Genomic DNA, 24431 nt, shown 5'->3' on the forward strand with positions numbered 1-24431 from the left:
GCGGCTACTTGGTGTAGGCCTTGCGCGCGATCTCAATCCGCGCATCCATCATCGACATCTCTTTCAGGATCTCCTGCCGGCGGCTGCGGTCGCCGGTCTCCTGCAGCTCCGCCCGCAAGCGCTGCAACTCGCGCGACAGGCTGACGAACTCCGGCACCCCGCCGCTCTCACGCACCAGCCGGTTGACCAGCGCATTCTCCGGGTCGTCGCATTGCGGCAGCGGCTTGCCCGCGCCCTGCAGATTATAAAAGGCGCCGTCCTTCTCGGCGGCTTCGATCCGGGCATTGATGAGGTCGATCAGCGGGTGGTCCATGGCCGTATTCTGCCACGCGTTCTGACCGTGCGAAAGCCCCCGCCAGCCCGTTAACGAAGGGCCGGCGAAGGTTACCAGTCGCTAAAATTAATGCGGCAGCCCTCCTGCCCGAATGTTTCGCGCGCGAAACATTGGGTCCGGTCCGGACCTATGCGCCGCGGCCTATTTCACCAGCGCAATCCGCCCGTCGGTATAGGGAGTATAGGGGCCTTGCGCCGCCAGATACTCCGCCAGCACATCCGCCAGGTCGGGGCCGAAGTCATAGGCGTTCTTGTCGTCGCCTTCGAACATCGCATAGCCGTCGCCGCCGTTGCGGACGTAGTCGTTGGTCACCACCACATAGGTCTTGGCCGGATCAATCGGCACAAAACCCGCGCCCTCCGCCACCAGCACCTCCTTGACCCGGCCCGCGTTCGGAGCCACAGAAGCATCCCAGCTGAATGTCAGCCCCGCCACCTGCGGGAAGCGGCCCTTGACGTCCTCCACCTGGCTGACACCGTTCTCCAGCGCCTCGACCAGCGTCTTGCCGTCAATCTCAAAGGTCGACAGCGTGTTCTGGAACGGCAGGATGGTCAGCACCTCGCCCATCGTGACTTCGCCCGCATCCAGGCTGGCCCGGATGCCGCCGGAGTTCGCGATGGCAATGGTCACGCCCTGATCTTTGACCCGGTCCAGCATCGCATCGGCCACCAGATTGCCCATCTGGCACTCCTGCACGCGGCAGACATCGCGGCTGCCGTCGATGGGTTCCGCCGCTTCAGCAACCACCTTGTTGCGGATCTCGTCCAGCGGCTGCGCCAGTTCCGCGATCCGGTCCAGCGTGGCCGCATCTTCACTGACGGCGGCATCCATAATCAGGGGCTCGCCGTCCGCGCGGATCACATTGCCCGCGTCGTCGAAGGTCACGTTCAGCTCGCCCAGGAACTTGCCATAGGCATAGGCCTGCACGATCTGCACCCCGTTCACCACGGTCGGATACGGTCCAACAGCCTTGTCCGAGGTGTTGGACAGATAGGTGTTCGAATGCCCGCCCACGATCACATCCACCCCTGTGGTCTCCGCCGCCACCCGCTGGTCGACGCCATAGCCGGAGTGGCTGAGGACCACGATCTTGTTCACCCCGTCGGCGGTCAGCCGGTCCACCTCCGCCTGCACCGCCGCCACGGGGTCGGAGAACTGCACGTTCTTGCCGGGGCTTGCCAGTTCATGCGTGTCCTCCGGTGTCAGGCCGATCAGGCCGATCTTCTCGCCGCCGCGCTCGATCACGGTGGATTTCTTCAGCACATCCGCCAGCGCCGGTTCCGCGGACACATCCGCATTGGACATCAGCACCGGAAACCCCACCGCATCCATGAAGCCGCGCAGAACCTCCGGCCCGTCGTCGAATTCATGGTTGCCGACGGTCATCCCGTCATAGCCCAGCTTGGTCATGAACTCCGCCGCGGCCTTGCCCTTGTAATAGGTATAGAACAACGAGCCCTGGAACTGGTCGCCGCCATCGACAAGGATCGCATTCTCCGCCCGCGCCCGCGCGTCCGCAATCGCTGTCACCAGCCGCGCGGTGCCGCCGAAACACTTCCCCTCGGCCTGATCCTCGGCATCGCAGGTGCTGTCGTATTTGTTGATCGGCTCAAACCGCGAATGAAAGTCGTTGGTGTGCAGGATGGTCAGCCTGTACTCGGCCGCCGCTGCACCGGCGGTCAGGGCCAGGGCTGCAACCGACGTGAGAATGCGTGCAATCATGAGGAGCGCTCCCGTTGTTCTGTTTTAGAGAGAGCCTGCGCCCAAAGCCCGCGCCGGTCAAAGGGGAAAAGCCGGCCTGCCGCCTCCCCTTGCGTCAGCGTGACCAGCCGCCCCGCCTCCAATCCCCCTTGATTCCGCTGCAATCGCAGGGCATCAGGCGCTCATGCTGATTTACAAGATTTTCCGGGCGGACGAATGGGCCGCGCTGCAGGCCGAGGGCGAAACGCCCGGCGCGCCGATTGATGTTGCGGACGGCTACGTCCATTTCTCCACCGCCACCCAGGCGGCGGAAACCGCGGCCAAGCACTTTGCCGGCGCCGAGGGGCTGACCCTGTTGGCCTGCGATGCGGAAGCGATGGGCGGCGATTTGAAATGGGAAGTGTCACGCGGCGGCGCCGAGTTCCCGCATCTTTACCGCAATATCCGCATGAGCGATGTGGTCTGGGCCAAGCCGCTGCCGCTGGCGGAAGGCGTGCATCAGTTCCCCGAGGAGATGGCATGAAGCTGACGGAGAAGCTGGCCCTGGCGGCAATGCACCGGATTGATCCGGAGGCCGCGCACGGGCTGTCGATCAAGGCGCTGACCATGGGTCTGGCCCCGGCCCCCGGCCCGGTCACCTCTGCCCGGCTCAGGACCACGCTGGCGGGGATCGAGCTGCCGAACCCGGTGGGCCTCGCCGCAGGATATGACAAGAACGCCGAGGCGCTGGCGCCGCTGGCGAGGTCCGGCTTTGGCTTCATCGAGGTTGGCGCCGCCACCCCGCGCCCGCAGCCCGGCAACCCCAAGCCGCGCCTGTTCCGCCTGACCGAAGACAAGGCGGCAATCAACCGTTTCGGCTTCAACAACGAGGGCATGGAGGCGATCGGCATGCGCCTGTCGCAGCGGCCCAGCGATGCGGTCATCGGGCTGAACCTCGGCGCCAACAAGGACAGCGCCGACCGCGCTGCGGATTTTGCCAAGGTGCTGGCCCATTGCGGCGCGCATCTGGATTTCGCCACGGTCAACGTGTCCTCCCCGAACACCGAGAAGCTGCGCGACCTGCAGGGCAAGGCGGCACTGTCGGCGCTGCTGGCGGGCGTCATTGAAACCCGCAACAGCCTCAGCCGACGGGTGCCGGTGTTCCTGAAGATCGCCCCGGATCTGGACCGTGCAGGGATCGAGGACATCGCCGCCGTCGCCGTGGAAACCGGCATCGACGCGGTGATTGCCACCAACACCACCCTGTCGCGCGACGGTTTGCACAGCGCCCACAGGGATGAGGCCGGCGGGTTGTCCGGCGCGCCGCTGTTTGAGAAATCCACCCGGGTTCTGGCGCAGCTGTCGGAGCTTCTGGACGGCACCGTGCCGCTGGTCGGTGTCGGCGGCATCAGCACCGCGGAGCAGGCCTATGCCAAGATCTGCGCCGGGGCCAGCGCCGTGCAGTTCTACACTGCCATGGTCTATGGCGGGCTGTCGCTGGCCGGTGACATTGCCCGCGGTCTGGATGAATTGCTGGCCCGCGACGGGTTTGACAATGTGGCGCAAGCGGTTGGAACAAAACGGAAGGACTGGCTGTGATCACCTACTGGCATAACCCCCGCTGTTCGAAATCCCGCGCAGGTCTGGCGCTGCTGGAAGAACGCGGCGCTGACGTGCAGGTGCGGCTCTACCTGCAGGATGCGCCTTCGGTCGCGGAGATCAAGGCGGTGCAGGCGGCGCTTGGCGTTTCTGCGGTTCAGATGATGCGGACGGGCGAGAAGGTCTTCAAGGACCTGGGCCTGAGCAAGGACAGCGCCGAGGAAGATCTGCTGGCGGCGATGGCCGCGCATCCGGTCCTGATCGAGCGGCCGATTGCGATCAAGGACGGCCAGGCTGTGATCGGGCGGCCCACCGAGGCGGTTGAGGCGCTGCTGTAACCGTTTCCCGGCGCGGGAAACGGCCAAAAATCCTGCGAGGATTTTTTGGCGCGGAGCGCCTGTTTTCCGCGCCGGAAAACGGGCCGGAATTCCCGCGGAATTCCGGGCGGCTCAGGCCTCCACCTGGGCCTCCAGCCGCGGATAGCGCAGGCCCAGGGTCACTCCGCGGGCGATGTTCAGCACCATCAGCGACGCCCAAAGCCCGTGATTGCCGAACACCGGCACCAGCACCAGCAGCGCCAGCACGTAGACGCCGACCGCCTGCACCATCGCCCGGCGCATCTCGCGGGTCCAGGTGGCGCCGATATAGATGCCGTCAAACATGTAGCTCGCAACACTCAGCACCGGCGCCAGCACCACCCATAGCAAATAGGCACGGCCCGCGTCGCGCACCTCGGGCGCGGTGGCCATCAGGTCGATCACCGCAGGCCCGGCCAAGGCAAACCCCGCCCCCAGCAGCAGCGCGCCGCCAGTGCTCCATTGCGCGGCAATCACCGCTGCCCGGCGCAGCCGGGCGCGGGCGCGGGCGCCGACCGCCCCGCCCACCAGGGCTTCGGCGGCAAAGGCAAAGCCGTCGAGCGCAAAGGCAGTGACCGACAGGAACTGCAGCAGGATCTGGTTGGCGGCCAGGTTCACGTCGCCGACGCCGGAGCTGATGAACAGGAAAGTAGTGAAAGACCCCGTCAGCAGCACCGAGCGCACCATGATGTCGCCATTCACCTGCACCATCCGCTTGAGCCGCGCCGCGTCAAACACCCGCGCCCAGTCGCGCCACTGCTCGCCCGCAAAGGCATCGCGGCACAGGTACAGCCCCAGCGCCAGCCCGGTCCATTCGGCAATCAGCGTGGCCAGGGCCACTCCTTCGACGCCCCAGCCGAAGCCCAGCACGAACCACAGGTCCAGCACGATGTTCAGCCCGTTCATCCAGACCTGCAGCAGAAACACGCCGCGGGTGCGCTCCACCGCGATCAGCCAGCCGGTCACGGCATAAAGCGCAATGGTGGCGGGCGCGCCCCAGATGCGGATTTCCAGATAGGCGCGGGCCAGGCTTTCGACCTCGGGACTGGCAGGCGCCAGCGCAAAGGCGCCCCAGAACACGCCCGCTTGGGTAATGACAAAGACAGCCCCTGCGGCAAAACCCAGAAGCAGCCCGCGCATCAGCAGGGCTCCGGTTTCGGCCCAGTCCCCGGCCCCGCGCGCCTGAGCGGCCATGCCGGTGGTGCCCATGCGCAGGAAGCCGAAGATCCAGTACACCGCCGCCAGGATCGCCGCGCCGATGCCGACGGCGCCGATCGGTGCGGCCTGCCCCATCTGGCCGACCACGCCGGTGTCAACCGCGCCCAGGATGGGCACGGTGGCATTGGACAGGACAATCGGCAAGGCGATCCTGAGCACCCGGGCGTGGGTGATCCCGGTGTCGGCGCTAGTCATGAAATCAGCCTTCGCCGCTTGCGTCCTGCGGCATCAGGAAATGGCCGGTGGCCTGGGCAAACAGCTTGTCCTTGTGGTCCTGCCAGGCCTCCACATGCACCGAGGCATAGCGGCGCCCCGAACGGTTCACCCGGGCGCGGGCATAGGCATCGCGCGGCAGGCCGGAGCGCAGGTAGTCGACGGTGAAGTCGATGGTCTTGGGCTGGCGCGGCAGGTTGCCCTTGGCCATCTCGGCCGGGTCCAGATCGCCGGATTCGATGCGCGGCCACAGAAACGACCAGTTGAGCGTGATCATCGCCGTGATCTCCAGGAACGCCGCGGTCACGCCGCCGTGGATGGCCGGCAGAAACGGGTTGCCGATCAGCTTGTCCTCGAAGTTCAGCTGCGCCGTCAGCTCATCGCCGCGGCGGTCGAAGGTCACGTTCAGAAAGCGGATGTAGGGCACCGAATCCACCAGTGCCGACAGCGCGGCATCGCGGCGCTGCTTGACCACCTGGATCGGTTCGGGACGGGGGCGGCTCAAAACTTCTTCTCCACGGTAAAGGCGCCTGCGGCGGTGGCCACGGGACGGTCCGCGTCCTCATCCATCGCCACGGCGCGGACAAAGGCGACGGAGCGGGTGATGTGGTGGCAGGTGGCGCGGGTGGTGATTGCCTGGCCCGGCGTGGCGGGCCGCATGTAGTCGATGCGCAGGTCGATGGTGGCGGTGCCGCCGGGGGCCGAGGGGTGGCTCATCACCGCCGCGCCGCAGCATGTGTCCATCAGGGCTGAGACCGCGCCGCCGTGAATCACCCCGGTCGCCGGGTCGCCGATCAGCTTTTCGTCATAGGCCATCCGGATCTCTGCGGTGCCGTCGCCGATCTCCGTCAGCTTCATGCCCAGTTGCTTGGCATGGGGAATGGCTTCGATGAACTGGCGTGCGAGCTGGGTCTTGTCGGCCATGGGGCTGTCCCTTTGAAATCTCTGCCCTATCTTTGGCTGCGGCCCGGCGAAAGCGCAAGTGTGCCGCCACGGAGGTTGCACTGTTCGCTGCAAGTGCATAGGTTCCCGCCAAGGGAGAAGACGGATGACCGACAACAAATTGTCATTCAAGGAAATGTGCGCTGAGTTCGACGTGACACCGCGGACGCTGCGCTATTATGAATACATCGAATTGCTGCAGCCGGACCGCGAGGGCCGCTCGCGCTATTACGGTGCGCGGGAGCGTGCCCGGATGAAGCTGATCCTGCGCGGGCGCAAGTTCGGTTTTCAGCTGGAAGAGATCCGCCAGTGGCTGCTGATCTATGAGGAAGAGGGCAACGACGCCCAGAACCACGCCTTTATGGAAATGGCCGACCGCCAGCTGGCGGAGCTGGAAAAGCAGCGCGAACAGATCAACGAAGCCATTGAAGAGCTGAGCGCCCTGCGCGCCAGCACCAAGGCACTGCTGAAGTAGCCCCCGCGGCGCCGGCGCACTGGCGCTGCACTGTCTGGCAGGGCGCAGCAAACCTGCCAGCCGCCTGCAAATTCTTGAAAATTTTTCAGCCGCCACGCGCCTGCGCGCGGGTGCAGCCCTGCCACTCTCCTGGCGGGGCGGCCCGGTGTGCCGCGCGGTGCCGCCCGCGGCTTGCGGGAATCCGGATCAGCAGATTCGCCCCTTCCGCCCTGCCGGCCGCCGGGGGACGCGGCCTGATGCCCCTTCCCCCGAGCGCTACGTTACGTCACATTATGTTCGTTTTGCGAACTACTGCCGCGCTCAAAGTGACGCAACGTACAACTTACGTAAACGTAAAGTCAGTCTTGATCGAAACGCGAACTGCGACCAGCTTGGTGCTGCACCAAGCCGTAAGAGTGACGACGATGACCGAAGAAACCATGACCATCCGCGAGATGTGCGAGGCCTTTGACGTGACGCCCCGCACCCTGCGGTTCTACGAAGCCAAGGAACTGCTGTTCCCGATCCGCGACGGCCAGAAGCGGCTGTTCACCAAGCGCGACCGGGCCCGCCTGAAGCTGATTCTGCGCGGCAAGCGGTTCGGGTTCAGCCTGGAGGAAATCCGCCAGCTGCTGGACCTGTACCATGTCGGCGACCAGCAGGTGACTCAGCTGACCAAGACATTCGAGATTGCCAAGGACCGGCTCGACGACATGGAGCGCCAGCGCGAGGAGCTGACCGAGGCCATCGAGGATCTGAAAGACCAGCTCGCCTGGGGTGAAAAGATGATCGCCTCAATGCGGGCCCAGAAAAAGGCTGCCGAATAAGCAGCCGCCCTGCCCCGTCTGCCGGCCTGCCCGGCACCTGATCAAGTCCAACAAGACCCCCGAAGAGGACCCTAATGCCTTCTTATACAGCCCCCGCAAAAGACGCCCAGTTTATTCTGCATGATGTCCTGAAGGTCTCAGCCCAGGATATCCCCGGCTACCCCGAACTGGAGCCGGATTTCACCGGCGCCGTGCTGGAGGAAGCAGGCAAGATCGCCAGCGAAGTGCTGCACCCGCTGAACGTGGTGGGCGATCAGGAAGGCTGCCGCCTGGAAAACGGGGTGGTCTACACCCCCAAAGGGTTCAAGGACGCCTTTGAGCAGGTCAAGGAAGGCGGCTGGCCGGGCATCGACATGCCGGAAGAGTTCGGCGGCCAGAACATGCCTTATGTGATCGGCACCGCGGTGGGCGAGTTCTTCTCGGCCGCCAACCAGGCCTTCACCATGTACCAGGGCCTGACCCATGGCGCGGCCTCGGCGATCCTGGCGCATGGCACCGACGAGCAGAAGGCAACTTATCTGCCGAATATGGTCAGCTGCCAGTGGACCGGCACCATGAACCTGACTGAACCGCATTGCGGCACCGACCTGGGCCTGATGCGCACCAAGGCGGAACCGCAGGATGACGGCAGCTTCCGCATCTCCGGCCAGAAGATCTTCATCTCCTCCGGCGATCACGACATGGCGGAAAACATCGTGCACCTGGTGCTGGCCAAGATCCCCGGCGGCCCCGAGGGCATCAAGGGTGTGTCCCTGTTCATCGTGCCGAAGTTCCTGGTGAACGAGGACGGCTCCCTGGGTGAGCGCAACGGCGTTTCGGTCGGCAAGATCGAAGAGAAGATGGGCATCCACGGCAACTCCACCTGCGTGATGAACTATGACGGTGCGGTGGGCTGGCTCTTGGGCGAAGAGCACAAGGGCATGCGCGCCATGTTCACCATGATGAACGAGGCGCGTGTGGGCGTCGGCATGCAGGGCCTGGCGCAGGCCGAGGCCGCCTATCAGAACGCGCTGGAATACGCCAAGGACCGTCTGCAGGGCCGCGACGTGACCGGTGCCAAGAACCCGGACGGCCCGGCCGATCCGCTGATCGTGCACCCCGACATCCGCCGCTCGCTGATGGATCAGAAAAGCTTTGCCGAAGGCGCGCGCGCGTTCCTGCTGTGGGGCGCCACCCTGATCGACCAGGCACACCGCGCCGGCGACAAGGATGCCGACGGCCTGATCTCGCTGATGACGCCGGTGATCAAGGGCTTCCTGACCGACCAGGGCTATGACATGACCGTGCAGGCGCAGCAGGTCTATGGCGGCCATGGCTACATCGAGGAATGGGGCATGTCGCAATACACCCGCGACGCCCGCATCGCGATGATCTACGAGGGCGCAAACGGCGTGCAGGCGCTGGACCTGGTGGGCCGCAAGCTGGGCCAGCACGGCGGCAAATACGTTCTGGCGTTCTTCGACATGGTGAAGAGCTTCTGCCAGGAGAACAAAGACGTCTCGGAAGATTTCACCAAGGACTTCATCAAGCCCCTGCAGGCGGCCTCCAAGGATCTGCAGGCGGCCGGCATGTTCTTCATGCAAAGCGGCATGAAGGACCCCAATCAGGCGCTGGCGGGTTCTTATGACTTCATGCACCTGTTCGGCCACGTGTGCCTGGGCCTGATGTGGGCCCGGATGGGCAAGGCGGCGCAGGAAGCGCTTGACGCGGGGGCCGGTGACGCGGCGTTCTATGAGACGAAACTCGCAACCGGCCGGTACTATATGGCACGGCGGCTGCCCGCGACCAAACTGCACCTGGCCCGCATCGAAAGCGGCGCGGAGACAGTGATGGCGCTGGACGCAGACGCCTTCTGACGCCTGAGGGCGCCCCATCGCGGGGCGCCCGATACAGCCCCGGCCGGTGCCTTGACATGCAAAGGACCCGCATATGCCGAAACGCTTCCGCCTGACCCGCCGCTTCCCCGTCGCGATGACCGAGGACGGCTACCGCAAGCTCAGGAAATTTGCCCGGGAGGCGGGGCTGGACGAGGGAGAAGCGCTGTCATTCCTGTTCGAGCATTTCGACAGTGTGACAGACCAAGAAAACCTGACCCACCGGCTGCGGCTGTTCAACGCCGAGCTGGAGGCGCGCAAGAAGTAGGCCCGAACACGGCCAAGGGGAGAGAAATGACCACCACGCAGTCCGCATGGATGACGGAAGAGCACCAGATGCTTGCCGAAATGACGGCCCAGTTCATCACCAATGAATGGGCGCCCAAATTCGAGACCTGGCGCAAGCAGGGCATGATGGACCGCGGGACCTGGCAAGAGGCCGGCGAGCTGGGCCTGCTGTGCCCATCGGTGCCCGAGGCCTACGGCGGCGCGGGCGGCGATTTCGGCCATGAGGCGGTGATCCTGATGGAAGGCAGCCGCGCCAATCTGGCCAGCTGGGGCCACGGCATCCATTCGGGCATCGTGGCGCATTACATCCTGGCCTACGGCACCGAAGAGCAGAAACAGCGCTGGCTGCCGAAGATGGTGACCGGCGAGCTGGTCGGCGCGCTGGCGATGACCGAGCCTTCGACCGGCTCCGACGTGCAGGCGATCAAGACCAAGGCGGTGAAGGACGGCAACGCCTACCGGCTGTCCGGGCAAAAGACCTTCATCACCAACGGCCAGCACGCCAACCTGATCCTGGTGGCGGCCAAGACCGACCCGGCCGCGGGCGCCAAGGGCGTCTCGCTGGTGGCGGTGGAAACCGACGGCGCCGCGGGCTTCAGCCGCGGCCGCAACCTCGACAAGATCGGCTGCCATGCGGCGGACACCTCGGAGCTGTTCTTCAGCGATGTGGAGATCCCGCCGGAAAACATCCTCGGCGGCGCCGAGGGCCAGGGCTTCTACCAGATGATGCAGCAGCTGCCGCAGGAGCGGCTGATCATCGCCTGCGGCGCGGTCGGCGCGATGGAAGGCGCGGTGGAGCGCACCGTGGCCTACTGCAAGGAACGCGAGGCCTTTGGCGGCCCGATCCTGCAATTCCAGAACACCCGCTTCAAGCTGGCCGAATGCCTGACCAAGACCAAGGTCGCACGCGCTTTCCTGGATGAGTGCATTGCCGAGCACCTGGAGGGCCGCTTGAGCGTCGAGAAGGCGGCCATGGCGAAATACTGGATCACCGACACCCAGGGCGAAGTGCTGGACGAATGCCTGCAGCTGCACGGCGGCTACGGCTATATGCAGGAATACGCCGTGGGCGAGATGTGGGCTGACGCCCGGGTGCAGCGGATCTACGGCGGCACCAATGAGATCATGAAGGAGCTGATTGCGCGGTCGCTGTAACCGCAGGGGCCGCGGCGGCACCGCGGGAGGCCGATGATGGAATGTGAGTATTTGGGGAAAGATGAAGCAAGGGCAGTGTCCCTGCCCCCAAGCCTTCGCCAAATGGGCAGGGACGTCTTCACCTTTCACGGCCATCGGCTCTCCAGCCTGTGCCGCAGGACCAAGGTAGCACGCCGCGCAAGGACGCAGGTTAACGCCCCATCATCTTTCCAAAAATACTCCACCGGGGTGCGGGGGTGTGAAACCCCCGCTCCGCCAGCAGACACAGGGAGCAACATATGACACTCAAACTGCATTGCTTCGGCGAAAGCGGCCATTCCTATAAGGCGGCGCTGGCGCTGGAGCTGTCGGGCCTGGCCTGGGAGCCGGTGTTTGTCGATTTCTTCGGCGGCGCGCACCGCAGCGACGACTACCGCGGCCTCAACGTGATGGCGGAGGCGCCGGTGCTGGTGGACGGTGATGTGCGGCTGTCGCAGTCCGGGGTGATCCAGCAGTATATCAGCGACAAGACCGGCAAGTTCGCAGGCCGCCCGGAGGACAAGTACGAAGTCCTGCGCTGGATCCTGTGGGACAACCACAAACTGTCCAGCCAGGCTGGCATGACCCGTTTCCTGATGAATTTCATCCCCGAGGACAAGCGCCCGCAGGAGGTGATCACCTTCATGCAAGGAAGGCTGAAGGCTGCCTTCAGCACCCTGAACACCCATTTGCAGGGCCGCGAGTGGATCGTGGCCGATGGTCTCACCAACGCCGATCTGACCTGCTGCGGCTACCTGCTTTACCCGGAGCCATTTGGCTTCGACCGGGCCGATTGGCCCCATATCGACGCCTGGCTGGACCGCATCAGCGCCCTGCCCGGCTGGAAACACCCCTATGACTTGATGCCCGGCAACCCGTCGGACCGGGCCTGAGGAGAGCACGATGACAGACGCATATATCTATGACGCGCTGCGCACCCCGCGCGGCAAGGGACGCAAGGACGGCTCCTTGCATGAGGTGACCTCGGTCCGCCTGTCCGCCCTGACGCTGAACGCGATCAAGGAGCGCAACAACCTGGAAGGCCACGCGGTCGAGGACGTGATCTGGGGCAACGTGACCCAGGTGATGGAACAGGGCGGCTGCCTGGCGCGCTCGGCGGTTCTGGCCTCGGACCTGGATGAGCGCATCCCGGGCCTCGCCATCAACCGTTTCTGCGCCTCCGGCATGGAAGCGGTGAACCTGGCGGCGAACCAGGTGAAGGGCGGCGCGGGCGATGCCTATATCGCTGGCGGCGTGGAGATGATGGGCCGGGTGGCCATGGGCAGCGACGGCGCGGCAATTGCGGTTGATCCGAGCCTCGCGATGGAAACCTATTTCGTGCCGCAGGGCATCTCCGCCGACATCATCGCAACCGAATACGGCTTTACCCGCGATCAGGCGGACGCATTGGCGATGGAATCGCAGCGCCGTGCCGCCAAAGCGTGGGAAGAGAAGCGGTTCGAGAAGTCGGTGATCACCGTCAAGGACCAGAACGGCCTGCCGATCCTGAGCCATGACGAATACATGCGCCCCGGCACCGACATGCAGACGCTCGGCTCGCTGAACCCCGCGTTCCAGATGATGGGCGAGCAGATGCCGGGCTTTGATAAGGTCGCCATGCTGAAATACCCGCATCTGGAGCGGATCAACCATATCCACCATGCGGGCAACTCCTCCGGCATCGTGGATGGCGCTGCGGCGCTGCTGATCGGCAACAAGGCGTTCGGCGAGAAGCACGGCCTGAAGCCGCGCGCGCGGATCAAGGCGACCGCCAAGATCGGCACCGATCCGACCATCATGCTGACCGGCCCGGTGCCGGTGACCGAAAAGATCCTGGCCGACAACGGCATGCAGATCGGCGACATCGACCTGTTTGAGGTGAACGAGGCCTTCGCCTCGGTCGTGCTGCGCTTCCAGCAGGCGTTTGACGTCGATCCGGAGCTGGTCAACGTCAACGGCGGCTCCATCGCCATGGGCCACCCGCTGGGCGCCACCGGCGCGATCATCATCGGCACCCTGCTGGATGAACTGGAGCGTCAGGACAAGCAAACCGGCCTCGCCACCCTGTGCATCGCTTCGGGCATGGGCGCCGCAACGATCATCGAGCGGGTCTGATGCCGAAGCTGGACCTATCCCAACTGCCCTGGCGGACCGGATCGGGTTACCCCGGCAAGCTGGCGGAGGCCTGCAAGGGCCGCAGCGTCCAGCCGCTGGGGGATCCGGGCGGGCTCAGCCAGTTCGGCGTCAACATCGTGCGGCTGGAGCCGGGCGCGATGTCGTCGCTGCGCCATTACCACATGGAGCAGGACGAGTTCGTGATGGTGACCGAGGGCATCTGCACCCTGATCGACGATCAGGGTGCGCATGAAATGCAGCCCGGCGATTGCGCCGCCTTTCCGGCGGGCGAGGCGAACGGCCACCACCTGGTGAACCGTTCGGACAAGCCCGCGGCGTTTCTGGTGGTAGGGACCCGCACTTCGACCGAGACCGGCTATTACAGCGATATGGACATGATGGTGAAATTTGCCGGAGGGCAGTTCACCTTCACCCGTAAGGACGGCAGCCCGCTGACGGCTGACCAGACTGGAGAAGATACATGAGCGATTTCAAATACAACGTGGACGCAGACGGCGTCGCAATCATCACCTGGGACGCCGAAGGCAAGTCCATGAACGTCCTCACCCGCGAGGCCTTTGGCCTGGTTGAGGAATACGTGGACCGGGCGCTGGCAGACGAGGCCGTGAAGGGCATCGTGATCACCAGCGGCAAGAAGGACTTTGCCGGCGGCATGGACCTGAACGTGCTGGCCACCATCCGCGAGGAGTCGGGCGAGAACCCGGCCCAGGGCCTGTTCGACTTCACCATGAGCGGCCACCGCATCCTGCGCAAGCTGGAGCTGGCGGGCATGGACCCCAAGACCAAGAAGGGCGGCAAGCCGGTGGCCTGTGCGATCAACGGCACCTGCGCCGGTATCGGCACCGAGATTGCGCTGGCCTGCCACCACCGGGTGATGACCGACAACCCGAAGGCCAAGATTGGCCTGCCGGAAATCATGATCGGCATCTTCCCCGGCGGCGGCGGCACCACGCGGTACTCCCGCATGGTGGGCGCGATGGCAGCGGCGCCGGTGCTGCTGGAAGGCAAGATGATGGACCCGAAGAAGGCCAAGGGCGCGCAGCTGATCGACGCGGTGTCTGAGGATCCGCTGGCCGCGGCCAAGGAATGGGTGCTGAACGCCAAGGATGCCGACCTGGTCAAGCCTTGGGACGCCAAGGGCTACAAGATGCCGGGCGGTGCGCCCTATCACCCCGCTGGCTTCATGACCTTTGTTGGCGCCTCCGCGATGGTGCATGGCAAGACCCAGGGCGCCTTCCCGGCGGCCAAGGCGCTGCTGTCGTCGATCTATGAGGGCGCGCTGGTCGATTTCGATACCGCGCTGAAGATCGAAGCGCGCTGGTTCACCAATGTGCTGATGAACCCGTCGTCCTCGGCGATGATCCGCAGCCTGTTCCTGAACAAGCAGGCGCTGGAAAAAGGCGCGGTGCGGCCCGCCGGCGTGCCGGACCAGTCGGTGAAGAAGATCGGCGTGCTGGGTGCCGGCATGATGGGCGCAGGCATCGCGCTGGTCTCGGCCCAGGCCGGCATGGAAGTGGTGCTGATCGACCGCGACCAGGACGCCGCCGACAAGGGCAAGGCCTATTCCGCGGCCTACATGGACGCCGGCATCAAGCGCGGCAAGGCGACCCAGGAGAAGAAAGAGGCGCTGCTGGCGCAGATCACCGCGACTCCGGACCTGGACGCTCTGAAGGGCTGCGACCTGATCATCGAGGCGGTGTTCGAGGATCCGGGCGTCAAGGCCGAGATGACCCAAAAGGTCGAGGCGGTTATCCCCGAAGACTGCATCTTTGCCTCCAACACCTCTACCCTGCCGATCACCGAGCTGGCCAAGGCCTCCAGCCGTCCGGAGCAGTTCATCGGCATCCACTTCTTCTCGCCGGTCGAGAAGATGTTCCTGGTGGAGATCATCAAGGGCAAGGAAACCGGCGACCGTGCGGTGGCCAAGGCGCTGGATTACGTGCGCCAGATCCGCAAGACGCCGATCGTGGTCAACGATGCGCGCTTCTTCTACGCCAACCGCTGCATCATCCCCTACATCAACGAAGGCATGCGGATGATCACCGAGGGCGTCAGCCCGGTGCTGATCGACAACGCCGCGCGGCAGCTGGGCTTCCCGGTCGGGCCGGTGCAGCTGACCGATGAGACCTCGATTGATCTGGGCGCCAAGATTGCCCGCGCCACCAAGGCGGCGATGGGCGATGCCTATCCGAAAAGCCCGGCGGATGACCTGATCTTCTGGATGGAGGACCAGGGCCGTCTGGGGCGCAAGGCCAATGCCGGCTTCTTCGAGTATGACGACAAGGGCAAGCGCGCCGGTTACTGGAAGGGCCTGCAGGAGAAATACCCGCTGGCGGCAGAGCAGCCCGATCTGATCGAGGTGCAGGAACGGCTGATGTTCGCGCAGGTTCTGGAAGCGGTGCGGGCGCTGGAGGAAGGCGTGCTGATGGACATCCGCGAGGGTGACGTGGGCGCGATCCTGGCCTGGGGCTTCGCGCCCTGGTCGGGCGGGCCGCTCAGCTGGCTCGACATCCTGGGCACGCCCTATGCCGCCGATCGCTGCGACAGCCTGACGGAGAAGTTCGGCGAGCGCTTCTCCTGCCCGGCGCTGCTGCGCGAGATGGCGGAGAAGGGCCAGAGCTTCTACACCCGTTTCGCCCCGGAAAAATCCGCGGCGGCCTGACGGCAGATCTGAGAATCAAAACGGCCGGGGTTTTGCCCCGGCCGTTTTTCTGTTCCATCCATCTGGCGCGGCTCAGCTCAGCGTCGGCTGGTACTCCGCCCCGGCCAGTGCGGCACCAGGCGCGGTCCAGTGCTCATCCTCGGCCATCAGCGACAGCACCAGCCCGCGCGCCTCTTCCGGCGGCAGCACCCTGTAGGCGCTTTCCTCCTGATAGACCCGGCCGCACATCAGGTCGCGCGGGGCCGCGGAAAATCCCAGCATCCCGGCCTCCAGATAGATCACCTGATCCTGGGCAAACCGCGGCGTGACCAGATCCAGCTGCGCGCCCGGATGCATCCGGCGGATGCCGCGGTAGCCCTCCAGCGCGCAGGCCGGCACCACCGCAAAAGGATCACCCAGGGCGTCCTCCACCAGCTCGCTCTCCAGCAGCACGCCCTGATCCGGCATCAGCCACAAGGGCACCCGGTTCATCAGCGCATCACGCGGCACCAGCAGCGGGCAGCGGGCCGGTTCCAGCTCCCCCTCGCCCGGCAGGATGGTTTCGCGCTGCAGTTCCACGATGGTCTGCATCCCGTGATCGAAGGTCAGCACCTTGTCGCCCGCCATCAGCGCCTCCACCGGGCGCCAGCCCAGGCTGGAGGCCACATGGGTGCCTGCCAGGAAGCCGCCCTGCCCCACGGGGATCAGGGGAAACCCGCTGTTCATGGCCCGTCCCATCGAGACCTGCGAGCGTTTCAGAAGCCAGTCCAGCATCCGCGTTCCTTTCCTGCGGCCCGGGCAGCGCGCCCGTTCGGCCCGTTCCGGATCTGCCTTCACCCGCGGCGGCAACAGCGCGCAAATGCGGTAAAATCCGGTCAATGTTCACGTCCCTGCGCCAATCTGCCTGCGGCCCCCGGATTGGTCCCCGGACCGGCAGAACCGGCGCTGTTTCCTGTCATTGGGATAGGAGAGAATCGTTAAAAGAGTATTCAAATTGCGCGATATCCTGCGCGCAGGCTTTGGCCACCGCCTCCGCCGCGGCCGCGTCGTAATAGGGCCGCCAGTCCCGCTGCCGCCCGCTTTCATTGACCCGGGGCAGTTCCAGCGAAAACCCGAGATGGTCAAACAGCGGCCGGGCATCGGTTTGAAACCGCTCCAGCCGGATATAAAGCTGGCACTGCTCCGTCCCGTCGGCATGGCGCATGTAGGAGGCCGCCGGGCTGGCCCGGAAGGCGCTGATGGTCTGCGGATGCTGCACGAAGGCGCGGAACGCCAGGCTTTGCGCCAGGGCGACGGCGGGATGATCGAAGCTCTGCGTCTGCAGCCAGTGGTAATAGCTCACCGCCCGGTCCCAAGGATTGCGCACCAGGGTGAAAGCAAACAGGCCGCGCAACTGTTCCTGCGGCAGCAGCCCGTCGATATCGGCCAGGGTGGAGTGCTTCCACAGCCGTCCGCGCGCCTGCGCGCCCTGCAGGCGGCGGCGGCGCTTCAGCGCCTTGGGGGTGTCGCCCAGCATCATGTCATCCGCCATGGCACGCGCCTCCAGCGCCAGCGCCAGCGCGGTGCCGCCGGTCTTGGGGATATGAATAAAGACGTATTGGCGGCCTTGCGACAGGATCATGCGCCGACCCTAGGATATTGATCCGCACATGGAAATGCAGATCTGCACCTTGCGGTGCAGGCCTCCGGCGGGAGTATTTGGGGAAAGATGAAAGCGCAGCGCGGCCCGCCCTTTCACCTTTTCGAAAATACTCCGGGGTGAATTGGCCCCGAGGGGCCAAGAGGGGCAGCGCCCCTCTTCTAACATTAACCTGCGGGGCAGCGCCCCTCTTCCAGCATTAACCTGCGGGGCAGCGCCCCTCTCCTTTATCTTGAGCGCAGCGCGATGGTGGTCCCGGCGGTGATGATCAGTGCGATCCCCAGCATCTGCCAGATGTTCAGCGCCTGTCCCCAATAGGCCCAGGCAACGCCGGGGCCGACGATCATCACTGAATATTCAAAGACCGCGACATAAGACGCCTCGCCCAGCTGGTAGGCCTTGGTGATCAGGAACACGCCGGCGACCGCGGCGCAGCCCTGCAGCAGGATCAAGTGCGAAACCTCCCACAGCGGCCAGACCCAGCCGCGGGTGACAAAGCCATCCGCACCCGCGGGCACGGCCTGCGGCCAGATCTCCAGCCCCGCCAGCAGCATCGCGCCCAGCAGCCCCTGCACCAGCAGGTAGACAAACAGCATCGCCACCGTGCTTTCGCCCTGGCAGTAAAGACCTGTCGCCAGGGAGCCGAGCGCATAGAACAGCCCGCCCGCCACCGGCACCAGGATCAGCCAGTTAAAGGCGGCCGGGTCCGGCTGCAGCACCATCAGGACGCCGGCAAAGCCGCACAGCACCGCGGCAATCCGGATCCAGCCGATCCGCATCCTCAGGAACAGCACGGAGATCACCACGATCAGGATCGGCGAGGTGAACAGCCCCGCCAGCGCCTGGGCAATCGGCATCAGCGCCACCGCGGAGAAGTAGAACACCATCGACACCGCCACCAGCACCGCCCTGAGCAGCACCGCGCCAAAGTTCCGGGGGCTGAGCCCGCCCAGCCCGGCGCGCGCCATCATCCACAGGAACGGCAGCGCGACAAATGTGCGCAGCAGGTAGAACTGGCCCAGCCCGATGGTCTCCGCCAGCAGCGGCACCGCATTGTCTGTGATGCCGATAATCAGCATGGCGGCCAGCATGCACTGGGCAGCAGCGGCCTGGCTGCCGCCTTCATGGCTGAGGGTTGCTGTTTGTTTCATACCCTTCCCATTGCCCGCAACTTTCCGCAATATCTGTCCCCTAAGCGACACCAAAGTGATTCAGGGGAGGAAACTGATGGGGTGGATGGCGGATGAAACCGGTCTGGAGAAGACCGCCGCAAATTATGTGCCGCTGACGCCGCTGTCGCATCTGCAGCGGGCGGCGCAGGTGTTTCCGGACCATCTGGCGGTCAGCTATGGCAAGCACCGCAAGACCTATGCCGAGTATCATGAGCGCTGCACCCGCCTGGCCTCCGGCCTGGCAACGCTGGGGGTGAAGCCCGGCGATGTGGTCGCGACCTTGCTGCCGAACATCCCCGCTCAGGCGGAGGCGCATTTCGGCGTGCCGGCCTGCGGTGCGGTGCTGAACACCATCAACACCCGGCTGGACGTAGGCACGGTTGCCTATATCTTTGAGCACGGCGGGGCCAAGGCGGTGCTGGTCGATCCGCAGTTTCTGGAACTGGCAGAGGCCGCGGTGGAGGAGATGGAAGGCCCTGCCCCGGTCCTGATCGAGGTGGCTGATGATCAGGCAAGCTGGCACGCCACCGGCCGCCACATGGAATACGAGGCGCTGCTGGCCAGCGGCGATCCGGACTTCCGGTGGGTCATGCCCGAAGACGAATGGGAGAGCCTGGCGCTGAACTACACCTCCGGCACCACCGGGCGGCCCAAGGGCGTGGTCTATCACCACCGCGGCGCCTATCTGATGACCATGGGCACGGTGGTGTCCTGGCGGATGGTGCTGCATCCGGTCTATCTGACCATCGTGCCGCTGTTCCACTGCAATGGCTGGAACCACACCTGGATGATGCCGCTGATCGGCGGCACCCTGGTCTGCTGCCGCGATATCAGCGCGCAGAACATCTACAACGCCATCCATTACGAGGGCGTCACCCATTTCGGCGGCGCGCCGATCGTGCTGAACATGCTGGTCAACGCGCTGGACGAGGAACGCCGCACCTTCGGCCACACGGTGGAGGTCTTCACCGCGGGCGCCCCGCCTGCCCCGGCGACACTGTCGAAGATCGAAAACCTCGGCTTTAACATCACCCATGTCTACGGGCTGACCGAAACCTTCGGCCATGTCACCGAATGCTACTGGAAGGCGGGGGACTGGGACGGGCTGGACAAGGCGGGCATTGCCGCCAAGAAATCCCGCCAGGGCGTCGCGATGCCGATGCTGGAGCCGGTGGTTGTGCGCGACAGCGATCACAACGTGCTGCCGATGGACGGCCAGAGCCAGGGCGAGATTGCGCTGCGCGGCAATGTGGTGATGAAAGGGTACCTCAAGAACCCGGAGGCCACGGCCGAGGCCTTCAAGGGCGGCTATTTCAACTCCGGCGACCTCGCGGTGCAGCACCCCGACGGCTATATCCAGATTGCGGACCGCGCCAAGGACATCATCATCTCCGGCGGCGAGAACATCTCCTCTGTCGAGGTGGAGGGCGTGCTGATGGCGCATCCTGATGTGCTGCTGGCCGCGGTCGCGGCGATGCCGGATGAGAAATGGGGCGAGGTGCCTTGCGCCTTTGTCGAGCTGAAGCCGGGCGCCAGCACCGACGAGGCGGCGCTGATCGCCTTCTCGCGTGAGACGCTGGCCGGCTTCAAGGCGCCGAAGAAAGTGGTGTTTCAGGAGCTGCCCAAAACCTCCACCGGCAAGATCCAGAAGTTCGAGCTGAGAAAAATCGCAAAGAACCTGTAATTTCCGGCTGTGAAGGCGATCCGGGGCGGCAAAGCAAATTGCCGCCCCTGTTTTATGTGATTAATCTGGCGGCAATGATAATCACGGGGGCCGGGCGGGCTGCATGACGGCATTAAAGGAATTCGAGCGGCTGGAGGCTGCGGGCTTGTGGCGCGCAGATCCTGAGGCGCAGCGGCGGGATGTGATCATCTCGCTGGGCGATGCGACGCTGACGATTGCTAGCATGAACGACCGGCCGCTGGCGCATTGGTCGCTGGCGGCGGTGGAGCGTGCCAATCCAGGAGAATTCCCTGCCCTGTTCCACCCCGATGGCGACCCCGGCGAGACGCTGGAAATCGCCGAGGACGAAACCGCCATGCTGGAGGCGATTTCCCGGGTGCAGAACGCCATCGGCCGCTCCCGCGCGCGGCCTGGGCGGCTGCGGGCGGTCAGCATCCTGGGCATGCTGGCGCTGGTGATGGCGCTGCTGGTGCTGTGGCTGCCCGGCGCCGTCACCCGCCACGCGGTCAGCGTGGTGCCTGAGATCAAGCGCAAGGCCATCGGCCAGGCGCTTTTGGGGCGGATCGAGCGGGTCTCCGGCCCGGCCTGCGCCACGCCGGAGGCGGCGCCGATCCTGAAGACCCTGGCACAGCGCACCGGGGTGCGGCAGCTGGCGGTCCTGCGCTCCGGCATTCCCGGCAGCCTGCATCTGCCCGGCGGCATCGTGCTGCTGAACCGCGCCTTTGTGGAGGATTTCGAGGATCCGGCGGTGGCGGCCGGCGCAATTCTGGCGGAACGCGCCCGCGCGGAGGCCAGCGACCCGATGTTTGAGCTGCTGGAGGCGGGCGGGGTTCTTGCCACCTTTAGACTGCTGACCACCGGCGATGTGGACCGCTCCACGCTGGACGCCTATGCCGAGGCCACCCTGGCCAGCCCGCGGCCTGCGCTTACGGACCAGGTGCTGCTGGCGGAATTTGCCCGCGCCGCCCTGCCCTCCTCGCCTTATGCGTATGCGCTGGATATCACGGGTGAATCGGTTCTGGGGCTGATCGAAGCCGACCCGATGGCCGGCCGCGAGCTGGAGCCAGTGCTGAACGACCGCGACTGGGTGCAGCTGCAAAACATCTGCGGCTGATCCCGTCCTCGGCCCTGCGGCCCGCTGCCGAAACCCTGCCAATCGCCCAAATGCGCCGGATCTGCTAGGATCGTCAAATCTGCGCAAACGCGAGTTCAGGGGGGATGGAGCCATGCCGGAGACTGCAGCCAGCTTTACGGGGGATATTCCAGGCTTTTACGACAGGGGCCTGGGGCCGGTTATTTTCTGTGACTATGCGGATGACCTGGCCGCACGGTGCCGCGGCCACAGCCCGCAAAACGTGCTGGAACTGGCGGCGGGAACCGGCATTGTCTCGCAACGGCTGAGGCAGAGTTTGCCGCCGGACTGCAAGCTGACTGTCACCGACCTGAATGAACCGATGCTGGCCCTGGCAGAGGCGAAACTGTCCGGCGCCGCCAATGTTACCCTGCAAGCCGCCGATGCGATGGCGCTGCCCTTCGACGATGGCAGCTTTGACCTGGTTGCCTGCCAGTTCGGGGTGATGTTCTTTCCCGACAAACCCGCTGCCTTCCGGGAAGCCGCGCGGGTGCTGAAGCCCGGCGGGCGGTATGTCTTCAGCGTCTGGGCGCCGATGGCGCAGAACCCGTTTGCCGAAATCGCCGACAGCGAGGCCGCCCGATTTTTCCCGGATGATCCGCCGGGGTTCTACAAGGTTCCGTTCCATTACGGCGACCCCGAAGCGGTGAAGGCGGATCTGAATGGCGAGGACTGGGCCGGCACCGGCCATGAAGAGGTTACGCTGGACAAAGCCCTGCAGGATCCGGAAAAATTCGCGGAAGCGCTGGTCTATGGCAATCCGTTGATCGACGAAATCCGCAGCCGGGGCGGCGTGGATCCCGACGAGGTTGCAAGCGCCATTCTGGACGCCCTGCGCACCCGCCTGGGGCCGCCGCCGCTGCGGATGCCCCTGGCTGCCCATGTCTTTACCTGCCGGCGGCAGTAGCGCCCGGGTCCGAGCCGTCATCGGGCGGCACCCGGGCAGGCAATGGAAAAAGGCCGGGCAGCAGCCCGGCCTGTTCATCCGCTTGCCCGCAGGACGTTATTTGCTGAGCCGGGCGCCGTTGAAACCGGCTTGCTGCGCCTTGGCCAGCGCGGCGGCAGCCTGGCCCTCGTCCCGGTACGGTCCCGCCATCACAACCTTGTAGGGCTGACCCTTGCGGCTGACGGTTCCCAGACGCACCGGCAGCCCCGTTGCGGCCAGCTTGCGGGCCGCGGCGCGGGCCTGATCCGCGTCTGCGTAGGTCGCGGCCCGGACATAGCGCGGTGCCGCGGCGGCGTGGTCCGGTGCCTTTGCGCCCGGTGCCGAGCGGGTGGACAGGCGCAGCCCGGTTTCCTTTGCCTCAGCCGGGCTGCGGCGGGCCTCGCGCGGCAGTCTTACCGTGGGACGGTCCAGCGGCAGCTGCACTAGGCGGCGCGGCACCTCGTCGTTCCAGACCCGCGCCATCTGCGCGTCCCCCTGCGGCGAGCGCAGGCCGCGCATCGGGTTCAGGCGGCCGTCTTCGCGCTCAACCCTCAGATAGCCGGGCGGGACCTGGGCCGCGCCGGTCACCACCGCAGGCCGCACCGTGCGCACCGCGCGCTGCGGGTTGAGGCGGCCATCGGTCCAGACAGGCCGGTAGCCCTGGGGCACCTGGAAACTGTTGCTGAGGCGGCGCTCCTGGTAGATGTGGGTCTGCACCACCCGGGTGTTCGGCGTCAGCGCCACGGAGGACTGCGGCACAGCGGCGGCGGGCGCCGGGGCTGCTTGCACCACTTTCCTGACAGCGGGCGCAGGCGCAGCAGCGGCGGCCACGGCAGGTGCCGGGCGGGCGCTGGCGGTTTGCGGTGTGCGGCGCGGTTTTGCGGTGGCCGCCACCTGGGGCGGCGGGCTGGCCGCAGGCCGCGCGGAAGCGGCCGGCGCGGGGTCCGCCGTCTGCGCGGGCTGCTGGCTGGGCTCCAGCGTGATCAATTCCGGCGCCGCGGCGCGCGGCTGCTGCTGGGTGGTTCCGGCCAGCTGGGTCGGCTGCAAACCGCAGATCTGCTTGCGCGAGCGCGTCACCTGCGGCACCCAGGTCACGTTGCCGTCGATGCCTGCCCGGATGTAGACGCAGCCGCGGCTGTCGACAAATTGCCGCCCGTCGTAGGAGGCCGGCGGATATTCGGCGGGCGGGCTGGTTGGGCGCAGGGTTTGTGCCTGTACGCCTGCTGCGCCTGAAGCCCCCGTGATGATGGCCAGTGCAATAATTCTAGTTATTTTCATTCCTGAGCCCCACAAAATATGGCTGCAGGATGCCTGACTCTGGCCTGTGAGTAAAGATTCTGCGGCAACAATACGGCTGCACCCGGGCAATTTTCGCGCCAATTGGAGCAAAGGGTTGCAGGGGCCGGGTCTGCCGGAAAGCGGCCAAGGCGCGCTGGGGCGCCTTGGCGCGGAGGCGGTTACTTGGTGCCGAACATCCGGTCGCCGGCATCGCCCAGGCCCGGCAGGATATAGCCCTTGGCGTTGATTTCGCGGTCCAGCGACGCGGTGACGATCGGCACATCCGGGTGCGCCTGCTTCATCCGGGCAACGCCTTCGGGCGACGCCAGCAGGCACAGGAAACGGATGTTGTTGGCGCCGGCTTCCTTCAGCAGGTCGACGGCAGCGGCAGAGCTGTTGCCAGTCGCCAGCATCGGGTCCACCGCGATCACCAGACGGTCCTTCAGCCCTTCGGGCGCCTTGAAGTAATACTGCACCGGCTCCAGGGTTTCCTCGTCGCGGTAAAGGCCGACAAAGCCGACGCGGGCCGAGGGGATCAGCTCCAGCACGCCGTCCAGCATGCCGTTGCCCGCCCGCAGGATCGACACCAGCGCCAGTTTCTTGCCGGCCAGGATCGGCGCTTCCATTTCCTCCATCGGGGTTTCGATGGTGGTGGTGGTCAGCGGCATCTCGCGGGTGATTTCATAGGCCAGAAGCTGGGTGATCTCGCGCAGCAGGCGGCGGAAGCCCGCAGTGGACGTGCCCTTGTCCCGCATCAGGGTCAGCTTGTGCTGCACAAGCGGGTGATCAACAACGGTCAGGTGGTCGGTCATGGGGCACTCCTCAGATTTGGTTGCAGCGCTTTTACGGGCTTGGCCGCGGCAGGC

At 65.5% G+C, this 24431-nt stretch carries 25 protein-coding genes; 15 read left to right on the forward strand and 10 right to left on the reverse strand.

Annotation, left to right across the window (positions count from 1 at the left end; all coding sequences use genetic code 11):
* Window positions 1–4 precede the first annotated feature (4 nt).
* Window positions 5–313, reverse strand: coding sequence for a DnaJ family domain-containing protein (locus R2C4_RS10450; RefSeq protein ID WP_141890579.1), 309 nt, complete (start codon window positions 311–313; stop codon window positions 5–7).
* Between the two features lie 162 nt (window positions 314–475).
* The gene (locus tag R2C4_RS10455; protein ID WP_141890580.1) at window positions 476–2056 is read right to left on the reverse strand and encodes a bifunctional metallophosphatase/5'-nucleotidase; all 1581 of its coding nucleotides are present in this window, start codon (window positions 2054–2056) and stop codon (window positions 476–478) included.
* Window positions 2057–2219: 163 nt separating this feature from the next.
* On the opposite strand from R2C4_RS10455, the gene R2C4_RS10460 reads away from it, so the two are divergent.
* From R2C4_RS10460 to arsC, 3 genes are read left to right on the forward strand one after another with little or no spacing between them, the layout of a single operon-like run.
* Window positions 2220–2558, forward strand: a complete 339-nt coding sequence (locus tag R2C4_RS10460) for a DUF952 domain-containing protein (RefSeq protein ID WP_141890581.1) — start codon at window positions 2220–2222, stop codon at window positions 2556–2558.
* Entirely contained in the window at window positions 2555–3613 is a 1059-nt protein-coding gene (locus R2C4_RS10465; RefSeq protein ID WP_141890582.1) for a quinone-dependent dihydroorotate dehydrogenase, read from the forward strand. Before R2C4_RS10460 ends, R2C4_RS10465 begins: the two co-directional genes overlap by 4 nt.
* Entirely contained in the window at window positions 3610–3951 is a 342-nt protein-coding gene (arsC, locus tag R2C4_RS10470) for an arsenate reductase (glutaredoxin) (protein ID WP_141890583.1), read from the forward strand. Before R2C4_RS10465 ends, arsC begins: the two co-directional genes overlap by 4 nt.
* 111 nt (window positions 3952–4062) lie before the next feature.
* Here arsC and R2C4_RS10475 read toward each other — a convergent pair whose 3' ends face one another.
* Genes R2C4_RS10475 through R2C4_RS10485 form a run of 3 tightly spaced genes read right to left on the reverse strand, consistent with a single transcriptional unit; the run spans window position 4063 to window position 6324 of the window.
* Window positions 4063–5382, reverse strand: coding sequence for an MATE family efflux transporter (locus tag R2C4_RS10475; protein ID WP_141890584.1), 1320 nt, complete (start codon window positions 5380–5382; stop codon window positions 4063–4065).
* 4 nt (window positions 5383–5386) lie between these two features.
* Window positions 5387–5905 (reverse strand): PaaI family thioesterase, encoded by a 519-nt coding sequence (locus R2C4_RS10480; RefSeq protein ID WP_008555702.1) that lies wholly within the window; start codon window positions 5903–5905, stop codon window positions 5387–5389.
* Window positions 5902–6324 carry a PaaI family thioesterase gene (locus R2C4_RS10485; RefSeq protein ID WP_008553902.1) on the reverse strand — a complete coding sequence of 141 codons (423 nt, stop codon included), beginning with the start codon at window positions 6322–6324 and terminating at the stop codon, window positions 5902–5904. The genes R2C4_RS10480 and R2C4_RS10485 overlap by 4 nt, the downstream gene beginning before the upstream one ends.
* A gap of 124 nt (window positions 6325–6448) precedes the next feature.
* Here R2C4_RS10485 and R2C4_RS10490 point away from each other — a divergent pair, with 124 nt between their 5' ends.
* The 9 genes from R2C4_RS10490 (at window position 6449) to R2C4_RS10530 (ending at window position 15756) form a co-directional block, all read left to right on the forward strand.
* Window positions 6449–6817, forward strand: a complete 369-nt coding sequence (locus R2C4_RS10490; RefSeq protein ID WP_141890585.1) for a MerR family transcriptional regulator — start codon at window positions 6449–6451, stop codon at window positions 6815–6817.
* A gap of 404 nt (window positions 6818–7221) precedes the next feature.
* A complete protein-coding gene (locus R2C4_RS10495) occupies window positions 7222–7623 on the forward strand; it encodes a MerR family transcriptional regulator (protein WP_008553284.1) in 402 nt (133 codons plus the stop codon).
* Window positions 7624–7697: 74 nt separating this feature from the next.
* Window positions 7698–9479: an acyl-CoA dehydrogenase C-terminal domain-containing protein gene (locus tag R2C4_RS10500; protein WP_141890586.1), complete on the forward strand. Its 1782-nt coding sequence runs from the start codon at window positions 7698–7700 to the stop codon at window positions 9477–9479.
* A gap of 73 nt (window positions 9480–9552) precedes the next feature.
* On the forward strand, window positions 9553–9765 hold the full coding sequence (locus R2C4_RS10505; RefSeq protein WP_058287244.1) for a hypothetical protein: 213 nt from the start codon (window positions 9553–9555) through the stop codon (window positions 9763–9765).
* 26 nt (window positions 9766–9791) lie between these two features.
* The gene (locus tag R2C4_RS10510; RefSeq protein ID WP_141890587.1) at window positions 9792–10940 is read left to right on the forward strand and encodes an acyl-CoA dehydrogenase family protein; all 1149 of its coding nucleotides are present in this window, start codon (window positions 9792–9794) and stop codon (window positions 10938–10940) included.
* Window positions 10941–11218: 278 nt separating this feature from the next.
* The gene (locus R2C4_RS10515) at window positions 11219–11851 is read left to right on the forward strand and encodes a glutathione S-transferase family protein (RefSeq protein WP_141890588.1); all 633 of its coding nucleotides are present in this window, start codon (window positions 11219–11221) and stop codon (window positions 11849–11851) included.
* Window positions 11852–11861: 10 nt separating this feature from the next.
* Window positions 11862–13073, forward strand: a complete 1212-nt coding sequence (locus R2C4_RS10520; RefSeq protein ID WP_141890589.1) for an acetyl-CoA C-acetyltransferase — start codon at window positions 11862–11864, stop codon at window positions 13071–13073.
* Complete coding sequence (locus tag R2C4_RS10525) at window positions 13073–13558, forward strand: cupin domain-containing protein (protein WP_141890590.1); 486 nt, start codon at window positions 13073–13075, stop codon at window positions 13556–13558. Before R2C4_RS10520 ends, R2C4_RS10525 begins: the two co-directional genes overlap by 1 nt.
* Entirely contained in the window at window positions 13555–15756 is a 2202-nt protein-coding gene (locus R2C4_RS10530) for a 3-hydroxyacyl-CoA dehydrogenase NAD-binding domain-containing protein (protein ID WP_141890591.1), read from the forward strand. Before R2C4_RS10525 ends, R2C4_RS10530 begins: the two co-directional genes overlap by 4 nt.
* Before the next feature lie 72 nt (window positions 15757–15828).
* On the opposite strand, the gene R2C4_RS10535 is transcribed toward R2C4_RS10530, so the two are convergent.
* The 3 genes from R2C4_RS10535 to R2C4_RS10545 form a co-directional block, all read right to left on the reverse strand.
* The gene (locus R2C4_RS10535) at window positions 15829–16509 is read right to left on the reverse strand and encodes a Hint domain-containing protein (protein ID WP_141890592.1); all 681 of its coding nucleotides are present in this window, start codon (window positions 16507–16509) and stop codon (window positions 15829–15831) included.
* Between the two features lie 181 nt (window positions 16510–16690).
* Window positions 16691–17356 carry a sulfotransferase family 2 domain-containing protein gene (locus R2C4_RS10540; RefSeq protein ID WP_141890593.1) on the reverse strand — a complete coding sequence of 222 codons (666 nt, stop codon included), beginning with the start codon at window positions 17354–17356 and terminating at the stop codon, window positions 16691–16693.
* Window positions 17357–17601: 245 nt separating this feature from the next.
* Entirely contained in the window at window positions 17602–18525 is a 924-nt protein-coding gene (locus R2C4_RS10545) for a DMT family transporter (RefSeq protein ID WP_141890594.1), read from the reverse strand.
* A gap of 76 nt (window positions 18526–18601) precedes the next feature.
* Here R2C4_RS10545 and R2C4_RS10550 point away from each other — a divergent pair, with 76 nt between their 5' ends.
* The 3 genes from R2C4_RS10550 (at window position 18602) to R2C4_RS10560 (ending at window position 22269) form a co-directional block, all read left to right on the forward strand.
* A complete protein-coding gene (locus tag R2C4_RS10550; protein ID WP_141890595.1) occupies window positions 18602–20230 on the forward strand; it encodes an AMP-binding protein in 1629 nt (542 codons plus the stop codon).
* A gap of 103 nt (window positions 20231–20333) precedes the next feature.
* The gene (locus R2C4_RS10555) at window positions 20334–21344 is read left to right on the forward strand and encodes a hypothetical protein (RefSeq protein WP_141890596.1); all 1011 of its coding nucleotides are present in this window, start codon (window positions 20334–20336) and stop codon (window positions 21342–21344) included.
* 112 nt (window positions 21345–21456) lie between these two features.
* On the forward strand, window positions 21457–22269 hold the full coding sequence (locus R2C4_RS10560; RefSeq protein ID WP_141890597.1) for a class I SAM-dependent methyltransferase: 813 nt from the start codon (window positions 21457–21459) through the stop codon (window positions 22267–22269).
* 96 nt (window positions 22270–22365) lie between these two features.
* On the opposite strand, the gene R2C4_RS10565 is transcribed toward R2C4_RS10560, so the two are convergent.
* On the reverse strand, window positions 22366–23565 hold the full coding sequence (locus R2C4_RS10565) for an SPOR domain-containing protein (RefSeq protein WP_141890598.1): 1200 nt from the start codon (window positions 23563–23565) through the stop codon (window positions 22366–22368).
* 179 nt (window positions 23566–23744) lie between these two features.
* A complete protein-coding gene (upp, locus tag R2C4_RS10570) occupies window positions 23745–24377 on the reverse strand; it encodes a uracil phosphoribosyltransferase (RefSeq protein ID WP_141890599.1) in 633 nt (210 codons plus the stop codon).
* Window positions 24378–24431: the final 54 nt, after the last annotated feature.

This window comes from Leisingera aquaemixtae (assembly GCF_006740765.1).
GTDB classification, from domain to species: Bacteria; Pseudomonadota; Alphaproteobacteria; order Rhodobacterales; family Rhodobacteraceae; genus Leisingera; species Leisingera aquaemixtae.